Below are 12,349 nucleotides of genomic sequence, written 5' to 3' on the forward strand. Positions count from 1 at the left end.
GGCGGCGCGGTCGCGGTCAGGTCGGCGCGATCTTCGTCGTCGGGACGGCGGGCGTCGCGTCGTGCGTGAATCCGCCTGCCTCCGTGCGGGTCAGCGAGGTGGCGAATGGTCGCTCCTCCAGTTGTTTCATGCAGCGGGTGAGATCGTCCAGCAGTAGGTCGGCCATGTCGACGGTGAAACCGTGGCGGATCACCGCGCGCATGATCGTCTCGTCGTCGCGGTCGGCGGGCAGCGGGTACGCGGCGATCAGCCAGCCTCTGGAGCGCAGCCGGTCGGACAGGTCGTAGAGGTTGAAGCCGGGATCGCCGGTCAGCCGCCAGCACACCGCCGTGATCCCGCGCTGCGGGTCGCCGTCGTGGATCAGCTCGAAGACCCCGAACTTGCGCAGTCCCGCGGCCAGGTGCTGCGCCGCGCGGTAGATCGCGGACTGCACCCTGGCGTAGCCGGCACGTCCCAAGCGGATGAAGTCGTAGTACTGCGTGATCGCCTGCCCGCCGGGCCGGGAGAAGTTCAGGTTGAAGGTGGGCATGCTGCCGCCGAGGTAGTCGACGTTGAAGACCAATTCCTCCGGCAGGTCGGCCGCCTCGCGCCAGATCGCCCAGCCCGCGCCGAGCGGCGCGAGACCGGTTTTGTGCCCGGAGGCGTTGATCGACTTCACCCTTGGCAGCCGGAAGTCCCAGACCAGATCGGGCGCGGCGAACGGCGCGAGGAAGCCTCCGCTGGCGGCGTCGACGTGGATCGGGATGTCCAGGTCCTTGTCCTGCTGCAGCGCGTCGAGCGCGGCGCTGATCCCGGCCACGTCTTCGAACAGTCCGGTGTAGGTCTGACCGAAGGTCGGCACCACCATCATGGTGTTCTCGTCGCAGTGCTCGGCGAGGTCGCCGGGCCGCATGGTGAGCCGGTCGCCGCGCAGCGGAATCTGTCGGATCTCGACGTCGAAGTAGCGCGCAAACTTTTCCCAGCAGACCTGAACGGGCCCGCAGACGAAATTGGGCGTCCCGGTGCCGCCGCGCTTGCGCCAGCGGAATTTGGCCGCGAGGCCGCCGAGCATGGCCGCCTCGCTGGACCCCGTGGTCGAGGTGCCGTGGGTGGTGGCGGGGTCCGGCGCGTGCCACAGGTCCGCGACCATCCGGACGCCGCGGCGCTCCAGCTCGGCGGTCTGCGGGTATTCGTCCTTGTCGACGATGTTCTTGTCCAGGCATTCGGCCATCAGCCTGCGCGCCTGGTCGTCCACCCAGGTGGTGCAGAAGGTGGCCAGGTTCATCCTGGAGACGCCGTCGAGCATCAGCTCGTCGTGCACGAGTTCGTAGGCGACCTGGGGAAACATCTCGTGCGCCGGAAATCCGGTGCGCGGCGCGGACCGGCTGAGCCCCGGCAGCGCGAACAGGTCATCGGCTCCTTCGGACATGAATGCGGCCTCCCGATTCGGCTCGTCTGCGGTGTGCCTGGGTGGGCGCCGGTCGCCTGCGGACCGGCCGCGTTGCCGTGCCTTTCGAGGATGCCAGAAGATTGCTGAAATCCTCCCGATCAGCTTGACACACCGCCGCCCGCCACGGCTGGACTTCACCGTGCCGTCGTGAGTGACGTGCCGGATCCCAAGACCCGCCAGGCAGTGCGAACTTCGCGCGAGCGGGTCGGGGATAGGGTTGGGGGATGACTGAGGATGCTCGGACCGCGGGGCTGCGCGCACGGGTCGCGGAATTGATGCCGCAGGCGAAAAGCGATCTAGCCCACCTTGTTTCCTTCAAGTCGGTGGCCGACCCGCGGCAGTTTCCGCCCGAGGAGTGCGATCGTGCCGCGCAGTGGGTCGCCGATGCCTTCGCCGCGGCGGGCCTGACCACGGTCGGCCTGCACGAGACGCCTGACGGCAGCACGGCGGTCGTCGCAGCGCGACCGGCGCCCGACGGTGCGCCGACGGTGTTGCTCTACTGTCACTACGACGTCCAGCCTCCGATGGACGAGGGAGCGTGGCGCACTCCGCCCTGGGAACTGACCGAGCGGGACGGACGCTGGTACGGGCGCGGCAGCGCCGACTGCAAGGGCAACATCGTCATGCATCTGACGGCGTTGCGGGCGCTCGGCCCCGACCTGCCGCTGGGCGTGACCCTCGTTGCCGAGGGCTCCGAGGAGCAGGGCACCGGGGGACTCGAACGGTTCGTGGAGGCCGGTCCGGATCTGCTGCGTGCCGACGCCATCGTGATCGGCGACTGCGGCAACTTCGCCGCCGGCGTGCCGACTCTCACCGAGACGTTGCGCGGCAACGTGAATGTGCTGGTCACCATCGAAACTCTCGCCGGTCCACTGCATTCCGGCATGTTCGGCGGCCCGGCCCCCGACGCGCTGGCCGCGCTGATCCAGGTGCTCGCTTCCCTGCGCGACAAGCGGGGCAACACCACCATCGACGGGCTACCCAACGATCAGGTCTGGCCGGGCGTGCAGTATCCGAGCGAGCAGTTCCACGCCGACGCCGCCGTCCTGCGTGATGTGGAACTCACCGGTGACGGCACCGTCGCCGACATGCTCTGGGCGCGACCGGCGCTGACCGTGCTCGGCATCGATGCGCCACCCGTGGTCGGTTCCGCCGCCGCGGTCCCCGCGATCGCCCGCGCCCGCCTCAACCTCCGCATTCCGCCGGGCACCGATCCCGCGCAGGCGTACCGGGCGCTCGTCGGTCGACCACCTCGACGCGCACACGCCGTGGCACGCCAAGGTGACCATCGAGCTGGAAGGCATGGGAGCGCCGTTCCGGTCCCGCACCGGCGGGCCTGCACGTGCCGCGATGGAGGCGGCGCTGGCCGCGTCCTATGGACGACCCGCGACCACTCAGGGGCAGGGCGGATCCATCCCGCTGTGCAACGTCTTCTCCGCGACAGAGTGGGCGCAGCCGGACGAAGTCCGTCCGCAGCCCGCGCCGGGCCGAGCGAAGGCGAGGCAGCCGCCTACCCAGACGCGGAGATCATGCTGCTGGGCGTCGAGGAACCGAAATGCCTCATCCACGCGCCCAATGAGAGCGTCGACCCGAAAGAGATCGAGCACATGGCGCTGGCCGAGGCCCTGTTCCTCGCGACATACGCCGGGTAGCGCTACAGCTCGGTCGCGTCTTCCGGCCGGAGTACCCTGAATTCGGTTCCGGCGGGCGCCATTTCGGTCAGGCGGCCGAAATAGATGCCTTGCGCTTCGGGCTGGATGATGCCGAAGTGAATGGGCAGCGCGACACGCGGAGCGACCGCGCGCAGATAGTCGACCGCCTCGCTGATCCGCATCCAGGGCGCGGCGGCCGGAGCGGCCAGCACGCCGACGGGGACCGGTGGCACCCACAGCGAGTCGCCGGGGTGCACGAGCTGGGCCGGGTCGTCCTGGGTGCCCAGCTGGAAGACGGTGTTGTCGATCACGGGGATCTCAGGGTGGATGACGGCGTGCCTGCCGCCGCCTCCGGTGATCTGGAGATCACCGAGTGTCAGCACATTGCCCGCGCGGACCGGTTCCCACGGCTCGCCGAGCTGCTGGGCCGTCTGCGGGTCCGAGAGCAGCCGCGCGCCGGGGTTGGCCTCGATGAGCGCATCGATCCGGTTCGGGTCGATGTGATCGGGATGCTGGTGCGTGACCGCGATCGCGTCCAAGCCGGTGAGGCCCTCGAAGCCGTGCGAGAAGATGCCCGGGTCGAACAGGATCTTCGTGCCGTGCAGCTCGACGAGAAGGCAGGAATGACCGAAGTGGGCTATGCGCATGCCGCCATGCTATCGACGCCACATGTGTTCTCGGCGACATCGCCGCGTCTTGTCCCACCCCGCGGATGCCACGCCCGACCAGCACAACTACGCTGCTCAGGTAACCCCCACAACCACATGAGGAGCAACGCGTGGCACGAGTCGTGGTCGAGGTGATGCCGAAGACCGAGATCCTGGATCCGCAGGGGCAGGCCATCGGCGGGGCGCTCGAGCGTCTGGGATTCAATGGCGTCTCGGATGTGCGGCAGGGGAAGCGATTCGAACTCGACGTCGACGACAGCATCGACGACGCGGCGCTGGCGAAGATCGCCGAATCGCTGCTGTGCAACACGGTGATCGAGGAGTGGAAGGTGGTCCGCCTCTCATGACCGCGCGGATCGGGGTCATCACGTTTCCCGGCACGCTCGACGACGTCGACGCCGCACGGGCGGTGCGCCTTGCCGGGGCCGAGGCGGTCAGCCTGTGGCACGCGGACGCCGACCTGAAGAGCGTCGACGCTGTGATCGTGCCCGGCGGTTTCTCCTACGGCGATTACCTGCGCGCGGGCGCCATCGCTCGCTTCGCCCCCGTGATGGGCGAGGTCGTGCGCTCGGCCGGCGCCGGGTTGCCGGTGCTGGGTATCTGCAACGGCTTCCAAGTCCTGTGCGAGGCGGGGTTGCTGCCGGGTGCGCTGACCCGCAACGAGGGCCTGCACTTCATCTGCCGGGACCAATGGCTGACGGTGGAGTCGGTGTCGACAGCGTGGACGTCCCGTTTCGAGCCGGGTGCCCAGATCCTCGTCCCGCTCAAGTCCGGCGAGGGTCGCTACCAGGCCTCGGCCGCGGTGCTCGACGAGCTGGAGGGTGAGGGTCGGGTGGTCTTCCGCTACGCGGGCGACAATCCGAACGGTTCCAAGCGCGAAATCGCGGGCATCGCCTCGGCCAACGGGCGTGTCGTCGGCCTGATGCCACACCCGGAACATGCCACGGAGCCTCTGACCGGCCCGAGCGACGATGGGCTCGGACTGTTCCTCTCGGTACTGGACACGCTGGTCTCGGCCTAGATCCGCGCTGCGCGACCGGCGGGTCTGCCGGTATTCAGGAGTGCCGCGGCAGTTCCGGCTACCGCAGGCACGGCGGATCTGTCGAGCCCGGCTCGCGTCACGAAGCAGGACGCGCTCGGCCGCGTGGCTCGCAGCGTTGCCGAAAGCTGCCGCATCCGAGAAGGCCGGAGTCGCACTCCACGAAACCGGAATGCGGATCAGGCGATGCGGTCGACGATGTCGAAGCCGACGCCGTCGGCGCGGGCCAGGTAACCGTCTTGGATCGCCTGGTTGCCCCGGAAACTCCGTAGCCCGCCAGGGGTTTCGAGAACCGCACCTCGGTCGATGGCGTCGAGGACTGCGGGCACTTCGAGCGATCCGACCGTCCGCGCGAGCGCGCCCAGGGTGTGGATGGCGTCGTACGTAGCGTTGCTGAAGCTGGTGAGCGCGGGGGCGAAGGCGCCGTACCTCCGGCGGTAGCGGGTCAGCCGGTCGCGTCCGTCCGGCGTGCTGTCGTCGAGGAAGAAGCTGGATGCCACGTAAAGGTTCCGGTTGGCCTCCGGGCCTGCCGCCAGCAGCACGTTCTCGTCCGCGGCCGGGCTGACCCGCAGCTGTGCCGCGGCGCGGCCGGTGGCCGCGAACTGCTGGTTGAACCGGGACACGTCGGCGCCGACCATGAGGATCACCACCGCGTCGGCCAGGTCGAGCGCCGGATGGGTGAGGAAGCCGGCGAAGTCCGGCAGCCCCAGTGGGACGAACTGTTCGAGCACGATTGCGGCGGGATCGGCCAGGCTGTCGCGAATCGCCCTGGCGGACTGGCGCGGCCAGATGTAGTCGTTGCCGATGATCGCCCAGCGCCGCACGCCGTACTCGCGTTCGAGCCAGTGCACGGCGGGCACGGTCTGCCCGGCCGGGTGCTCGCCGAGCATCAGCACGCCGGGTAGTTCGTCGGTCAGTCCCTCGTGGCTGGTCGCGTACAGGTAGGGCACCCGGCTGGCGCCTGCCCGCGCCACGGCCCGCCGGACCGCGGAGGTGTGCCAGCCGGTGATGGCGTGCACCATGCCGGTGGCCAGCAGCGCCGAGACCTCGGCGGCGACCTCGTGCGGCGGTCGTCCGCCATCGATATTCGTAGTACGAATTTCTCGCCCCAGAATTCCCGCGCCATGGTTGATTTCCTCGACCGCCAGCGATATCGCCGCCTCGCAGGACGGCGCGACGATACCGCCCGGTCCCTGGAGCGGAACGATGTTGAGGATCTCGATGGTGCCCTCTGGGCTCTCGGCGAGCGCTGGCATTCGGTACTCTTCTTCTCGTTCGAGCGAAATTCATGGCAGGCAGGAAATAAATGACGTCCATTGTAAGCGGAAATTCCACGCTGCATGGCGCGCTGCGTGCTGCGGAGCGCGGGTGGGTGCGACACTTGGACGCGGCGCTGTGCGTCAGACAGCTCTCGCCGGATCAGTGGTCGATGCTGTCGAACCTGTGTGGCGACGCGGGCATCACGATGACCGAACTGGCGGCCAAATCGCAGCTCGCGCCGTCCTCGGCGACCAGGCACGCGGACTATCTGGCCGAGCGCGGCCTGATCTTCCGGCTCGCCGCACAGGACGACCGGCGCCGCGTCCTGATCGGTCTGAGCAGGCTCGGGGCCGACCTGGTCGCCGAGGTACGTGCGGAAGAGGCGCGCGCCGAGCAGGCGTTGCGAGGGCGAATCGGGGCGCGCCGATATACCGAACTCATGCGACTGCTGGATCTGGTTTCCATCGCCTCGGAGTAAATACTCCGAAGTACCGGCATTCATCCGATGAATGTCTCGAACGCGCGATTAACTTGCGGCCGCCAAACCATTCTGGCTGTTATGTTCCAATCGGAATCGACGCGGTCGAAGGAGTATTCGTGCCGAGCGGTTTCTTGGGGAATGTGGTATCGATGCGTCGCCTTGCCTCGGTATCGGCCCGCGCGTATCTCCTCGGCCATGGCACGTCGAAGACGGCTAGCGAGGTTGCCGCAGAAAGGGCGCTGTCGGACGGAGTCCGTCCATAATCCGCGCCGGACGAGCGGAGGCGAGGTCGCCGCCTAGGATCGCAGGCATGCCCGTTTCCACCACCGCAGCCACGGCCGCCGGGCTGTGCGCGTTCATCGATGCGTCTCCGTCACCGTTCCACGTCTGTCGCACGGTCGCCGCGGAATTGGACGCGCGCGGGTTCAGCAGGCTGGCCGAAGCGGAGCCATGGCCCTCGGATAGCCAGGGCAGGCACTACGTGGTGCGCGGCGGATCGCTGGTCGCCTGGGCGACCGGAGACGACTCGAGCGCGACCGCGTTCCGTGTGGTCGGCGCGCACACCGACAGCCCCAACCTGCGCGTCAAGCAGCACCCGGATCTGAGCTCGGCGGGCTGGCAGCTGGTCGGCCTGGAACCGTACGGTGGCGCGTGGCTGAACTCCTGGCTGGATCGCGAGCTGGGCGTCTCCGGTCGGTTGAGCGTGCGCGAGGGAAACACGGTGCGGGAGCGCCTGGTTCGCATCGATGAACCGATCCTGCGGGTGCCGCAGCTGGCCATCCATCTGTCCGAAGACCGCAAGGGCGTCACCCTGGATCCACAGCGGCACGTCAACGCGATCTGGGGTGTCGGGTCGGAGTCCGGCGCGTTCCTCGATTTCGTCGCCGCGCGCGTCGATGTCGACCTGGGCGAGGTGCTCGGCTGGGAGCTGATGACCCACGACTTGACGCCGAGCAGACTGGTCGGCCGGGACCAGGATCTGGTCAGCGCGCCGCGCCTGGACAACCAGGGCACCTGCTTCGCAGGCCTGCAGGCGTTTCTGGCCGCGATCGAGCAGCCGGGCGCGGCGGTTCCGGTACTGGCCATGTTCGACCACGAGGAGGTCGGCAGCCAGTCCGATCGCGGCGCGCAGTCGGATCTGCTGCCCGCCGTGCTGGAACGGATCGTGCTCGCGCGGGGCGGCGGACGCGCCGACTACCTTGCCGCGCTGGCCGGTTCGGTGTGCGCATCCGGTGATATGGCGCACGCCACGCATCCCAACTATCCGGAGCGGCACGAGCCCGCGCATCGGATCGAGGTGAACGGCGGGCCGGTGCTCAAAGTCAACCAGAACCTGCGCTACGCCACCGACGCCACCGGCGCGGGCGCGTTCGCGTTGGCCTGCGCACAGGCCGGAGTTCCCTTGCAGCGCTATGTGCATCGCGCCGATCTGCCTTGCGGCTCCACAATCGGGCCGATGACCGCGGCGCGCACCGGCATGCCGACCGTCGACGTCGGCGCGCCGCAGCTGGCGATGCACTCGGCGCGCGAACTGATGGGCGCGTCCGACGTACCGGCCTACGCCGCGGCGCTGGCCGCCTTCCTGACACCCGAGACCACCGGGCGGTAGGTGACCACCGCGACGACGAACACCGCGAAAGTGGCCAGCACATAACTGCTTCCGATCACCTGCTGCCACCAGGCCCAATCCAATTCGCGATCGCGCGAGTGCGGCAACAACCAGTGCGGACCGATCAGGAACAGCAGAGTGCACGCCGCGACCGCGCCGATCACCCGCGGGCTGCGCGCGCCACGCACCATGAGGTCGGCCGTGATCACCAGCGCGGGCGCGATCCAGACCCAGTGATGCGACCACGACACCGGCGAGACCAACAGAATCGCCGCGGCGTTGACCAGCAGCGCCGCGACGGTGGCGCCGGCGTCGATCAGCCTGCGCATCCACACCGCGGCGAGCGCGACCGCGGCCAGTGACAACGAGATCCACAGCAGGGTGGCCACGGAATCATCGACGCCCAGACGGAACGTCATGCCTTTGATGGACTGGTTGCCCGCGAAATAGGGCGGCCCGATCCGGCCGGTATCGGCGAGTGTGGTGAACCAGTAGTCCACGGAATCGCTGGGGAACAGTAGGAATCCGACGCCGACCGCCGCGATAGCGGAGACCACCAGCGTGCCGGCGGCCTTCCAGTCCTTGCGCAGCAGGAAGTACAGCAGATAACCGGCGGGGATCAGCTTCACCGACACCGCGATACCGATCAACATGCCGCGCGGCCAGAACGGCTTGCGTACCAGGCAATCCAGCGCGATGGCGGCCATCAGCACCAGGTTGACCTGGCCGAACCCGAAGGTCTGGCGGACCGGCTCTAGAAACTGCGCCACCGCCACCGCGCCGATCACCAGGGTGAGCACGCTCCGCCGGGACAGCTCGGGACGCAGGCGAACCAGCACCAACCACAGCGCGATTCCCAGGCTCGCCACCGAGGTGGCGGTCACCAGCACTTCGGCGACCGTCAGCGGCATCAGGGCCAGCGGTGCGAAGAACAAGGCGGCCAGCGGGGGGTAGGTGAACGGTAGTCCGATGCCCTCGACCGGCGGCATCGGGCCGTACAGCTCGCCGCCGTCCAACCACACCCGGGCGCCGTTGCGATAGACCTGCAAATCGATGTAGCCGTGCCACCAGTGCGCTACCAGGGACACGGTCGCCGACACCGCGAATAGAGCGATGGCGGCAATCAGCCAGCGCACTTGCGGCGAGGACAGGTTCGGCGCGCTATCGGGCGCGGCTGGAGAATCTCTGTTCCGGAATCGCGTGGCGGCTGATCGCCCACCCGTATTCGCGACCCCCGATCCTTCGTTCACCGGCTCAGAGTAGCCGGTGCGCACCGCCGCTCAGCTGGTCCACCCGGGTGGCGACACCACGCACGGAACTCCCTCGTGCGGACGCTTCTCCGCGCCCGGGGGCGCGGCCGTGGCGGCCTCACGTGCGTTGCCCATACCCACTGCCTTTAGACTTACACCCGGCATCTCGCCGCTTGCCGCCCCCTGCCCGGCCGAAAGGATCCTGGTACCTCGTGACTCCGCAGGTCGACACCGTCAGCGCAGCCGCAGCAAACCCCGATGTGCCGCAACCGTACAAAGAACTCGGCCTCAAGGACGACGAGTACGCCCGCATCAAGGAGATCCTCGGCCGCAGGCCGACCGACGCCGAACTGGCGATGTACTCCGTGATGTGGAGCGAGCACTGCTCCTACAAGTCCTCGAAGGTGCACCTGCGCTACTTCGGCCAGACCACCACCGACGAGATGCGCGAGTCCATGCTCGCGGGCATCGGTGAGAACGCGGGCGTGGTGGACGTCGGCGACGGCTGGGCGGTCACCTTCAAGGTGGAAAGCCACAACCACCCGTCCTACGTCGAGCCCTACCAGGGCGCTGCCACCGGCGTCGGCGGCATCGTGCGCGACATCATGGCGATGGGCGCGCGTCCGATCGCGGTGATGGACCAGATGCGCTTCGGCGCGGCGGACGCGGACGACACCCGTCGCGTGGTGGACGGCGTGGTGCGCGGCGTCGGCGGCTACGGCAACTCGCTCGGCCTGCCCAACGTCGGCGGCGAGACCGTGTTCGACGCCTCCTACCAGGGCAATCCACTGGTGAACGCGCTGTGCGCCGGCGTGATGCGGGTCGAGGACCTGCACTTGGCCTTCGCCTCCGGAACCGGCAACAAGATCGTGCTGTTCGGCGCGCGCACCGGGCTGGACGGCATCGGCGGCGTGTCTGTGCTCGCCTCGGACACCTTCTCCGGAGACGAGTCCGGCACCGGCCGCAAGAAGCTGCCCTCGGTGCAGGTCGGCGACCCGTTCACCGAGAAGGTGCTCATCGAGTGCTGTCTCGAGCTGTACGCGGCGCAGCTGGTGGTCGGCATCCAGGACCTGGGTGGCGCCGGATTGTCCTGCGCCACTTCCGAGCTCGCGGCCGCCGGGGACGGGGGCATGCACATCGAGCTGGACAAGGTGCCGCTGCGCGCGGCCAATATGACCCCCGCCGAGGTGCTCTCCAGCGAATCGCAGGAGCGCATGTGCGCGGTGGTCACGCCCGAGAACGTGGACGCGTTCATGGCCGTGTGCCGCAAGTGGGACGTGCTGGCCACGGTGATCGGCGAGGTCACCGACGGTGACCGGCTGGTGGTCACCTGGCACGGCGAGACCGTGGTGGACGTGCCGCCGCGCACCGTCGCGCACGAGGGCCCGGTGTACGAGCGCCCGGTCGCGCGCCCCGACGAGCAGGACGCGCTGATCGCCGACACCCCCGACCGGCTGGACCGGCCGAAGACCGCCGACGAGCTGCGCGACACCCTGCTGAAGATGATCTCCAGCCCGCAGCTGTGCAGCCGCAAGTGGATCACCGAGCAGTACGACCGCTACGTGCGCGGCAACACCGTCTTGGCCGAGCACGCCGACGCGGGCGTCATCCGGATCGACGAGGAGACCGGCCGTGGCATCGCGCTGGCCACCGACGCGTCCGGCCGCTACACCAAGCTGGACCCCTACACCGGCGCGCAGCTCGCGCTGGCCGAGGCCTACCGCAACGTGGCCACCACCGGTGCCACGCCGAAGGCGGTCACCAACTGCCTGAACTTCGGTTCGCCGGAGGACCCGGGCGTGATGTGGCAGTTCCAGCAGGCGGTGCGCGGCCTCGCGGACGGCTGCGTTGCGCTGGGCATCCCGGTGACCGGCGGCAATGTCAGCTTCTACAACCAGACCGGCCAGACCGCGATCCTGCCGACCCCGGTGGTCGGCGTGCTCGGCGTGCTCGATGACGTGCACCGCCGCATCCCGACCGGGCTGGGCCTGGAACCGGGCGAGACGCTGATCCTGCTCGGCGAAACGCACGACGAGTTCGGTGGCTCGATCTGGTCGCAGGTGCAGCACGACCATCTCGGCGGCGTTCCGCCGAAGGTCGATTTCGCCCGCGAGCAGCTGCTCGCCGAGGTGCTGAGCGCCGGTTCCCGCGACGGCATGATCAGCGCGGCGCATGACCTGTCCGAGGGCGGCCTCGCCCAGGCCGTCGTCGAGGCCGCGCTCGCCGGTGAGACCGGTTGCCGCATCCTGCTCCCCGAGGGGGCCGACCCGTTCGTGATGCTCTTCTCCGAGTCGGCGGGGCGGGTGCTGGTCGCCGTGCCGCGTTCGGAGGAGACCAGGTTCACCCGCATGTGCACAGCGCGCGAGCTGCCGTGGGTGCGCATCGGCGTGGTCGACCAGGGCTCGGATTCGGTTGAGGTGCAGGGCCAGTTCTCGATCAACATGGACGAGTTGCGCGCGGCCCATGAGGGCACGCTGCCGAAGCTGTTCGGCGCGGGCGCGGTCTGAACGCCCACCTGGGCGGGCCTGGACCCCTCGTTTGCCGGGCCCGCCCAGGTGCGCGTGATCAGGCGACGGATGTGAACGGATCGTGCTCAGCGAGCAGCTTTTCCATCCGCGCCTGGTCGATGCGACCGTGAACGGTCGCCGCCTCGTGCTGGTCGCGAACCACTTTCGCCAGCGTGAAGGTGCTCGTGACCAGGAACAGGACCGACATCGCCAGGAATCCGCGCTGCCAGATGTCCAGGGGCAGGGCGAAGATGCCGATGCCGACCCCGATGAAGCTGACGCCGAAGGCGATCGCGGCTTGCGCGACGAAAGCCGTGGTGGCTTTCGGCCGTGCGTTCGCTGTGCTCATGGATAGAAGTCTGCGGATCGCGCCGCGCCCGCGCCCGCGTACAACTACTCGAGCGGATTGGGTAGTTGCCTTGGCCGCTCTCGATTCCGGGCTCTCGGCAATCCT

General features: G+C 68.8%; 11 protein-coding genes. 6 read left to right on the forward strand and 5 right to left on the reverse strand.

All coding sequences use genetic code 11. From position 1 onward, the window contains the following. Nucleotides 1–16: 16 nt before the first annotated feature. Nucleotides 17–1,408, reverse strand: a complete 1,392-nt coding sequence (gad, locus tag NA4_RS19890) for a glutamate decarboxylase (protein ID WP_067471839.1) — start codon at nt 1,406–1,408, stop codon at nt 17–19. A gap of 245 nt (nt 1,409–1,653) precedes the next feature. Here gad and NA4_RS19895 point away from each other — a divergent pair, with 245 nt between their 5' ends. Beyond that, nucleotides 1,654–3,081: a dipeptidase gene (locus tag NA4_RS19895; protein WP_245671497.1), complete on the forward strand. Its 1,428-nt coding sequence runs from the start codon at nt 1,654–1,656 to the stop codon at nt 3,079–3,081. 2 nt (nt 3,082–3,083) lie between these two features. On the opposite strand, the gene NA4_RS19900 is transcribed toward NA4_RS19895, so the two are convergent. Then, complete coding sequence (locus NA4_RS19900) at nt 3,084–3,728, reverse strand: MBL fold metallo-hydrolase (RefSeq protein WP_067471842.1); 645 nt, start codon at nt 3,726–3,728, stop codon at nt 3,084–3,086. Between the two features lie 131 nt (nt 3,729–3,859). On the opposite strand from NA4_RS19900, the gene purS reads away from it, so the two are divergent. Together purS and purQ are read left to right on the forward strand one after the other, a co-directional pair. Further along, nucleotides 3,860–4,096 carry a phosphoribosylformylglycinamidine synthase subunit PurS gene (gene purS / locus NA4_RS19905; RefSeq protein WP_067471845.1) on the forward strand — a complete coding sequence of 79 codons (237 nt, stop codon included), beginning with the start codon at nt 3,860–3,862 and terminating at the stop codon, nt 4,094–4,096. Then, nucleotides 4,093–4,770 (forward strand): phosphoribosylformylglycinamidine synthase subunit PurQ, encoded by a 678-nt coding sequence (gene purQ, locus NA4_RS19910; protein WP_067471847.1) that lies wholly within the window; start codon nt 4,093–4,095, stop codon nt 4,768–4,770. Before purS ends, purQ begins: the two co-directional genes overlap by 4 nt. Before the next feature lie 197 nt (nt 4,771–4,967). Here purQ and NA4_RS19915 read toward each other — a convergent pair whose 3' ends face one another. Beyond that, a complete protein-coding gene (locus tag NA4_RS19915) occupies nt 4,968–6,044 on the reverse strand; it encodes a substrate-binding domain-containing protein (protein WP_067471851.1) in 1,077 nt (358 codons plus the stop codon). A gap of 50 nt (nt 6,045–6,094) precedes the next feature. Here NA4_RS19915 and NA4_RS19920 point away from each other — a divergent pair, with 50 nt between their 5' ends. Continuing rightward, nucleotides 6,095–6,526 carry a MarR family winged helix-turn-helix transcriptional regulator gene (locus NA4_RS19920; protein WP_067471854.1) on the forward strand — a complete coding sequence of 144 codons (432 nt, stop codon included), beginning with the start codon at nt 6,095–6,097 and terminating at the stop codon, nt 6,524–6,526. Nucleotides 6,527–6,839: 313 nt separating this feature from the next. Next, nucleotides 6,840–8,138: a M18 family aminopeptidase gene (locus NA4_RS19925; protein WP_067471857.1), complete on the forward strand. Its 1,299-nt coding sequence runs from the start codon at nt 6,840–6,842 to the stop codon at nt 8,136–8,138. Here NA4_RS19925 and NA4_RS19930 read toward each other — a convergent pair. Continuing rightward, on the reverse strand, nt 8,087–9,274 hold the full coding sequence (locus NA4_RS19930) for a glycosyltransferase 87 family protein (protein WP_067471860.1): 1,188 nt from the start codon (nt 9,272–9,274) through the stop codon (nt 8,087–8,089). The genes NA4_RS19925 and NA4_RS19930 overlap by 52 nt on opposite strands. A 326-nt stretch (nt 9,275–9,600) precedes the next feature. On the opposite strand from NA4_RS19930, the gene purL reads away from it, so the two are divergent. Next, a complete protein-coding gene (gene purL, locus NA4_RS19935) occupies nt 9,601–11,895 on the forward strand; it encodes a phosphoribosylformylglycinamidine synthase subunit PurL (RefSeq protein ID WP_067471863.1) in 2,295 nt (764 codons plus the stop codon). A 58-nt stretch (nt 11,896–11,953) separates the two neighbouring features. Here the strand turns inward: purL and NA4_RS19940 are convergent, their stop codons facing one another. After that, a complete protein-coding gene (locus tag NA4_RS19940) occupies nt 11,954–12,244 on the reverse strand; it encodes a YiaA/YiaB family inner membrane protein (protein ID WP_067471867.1) in 291 nt (96 codons plus the stop codon). Nucleotides 12,245–12,349 lie beyond the last annotated feature (105 nt).

The sequence above is a fragment of the Nocardia amamiensis NBRC 102102 genome, from assembly GCF_001612745.1.
Classification (GTDB): Bacteria; Actinomycetota; Actinomycetes; order Mycobacteriales; family Mycobacteriaceae; genus Nocardia; species Nocardia amamiensis.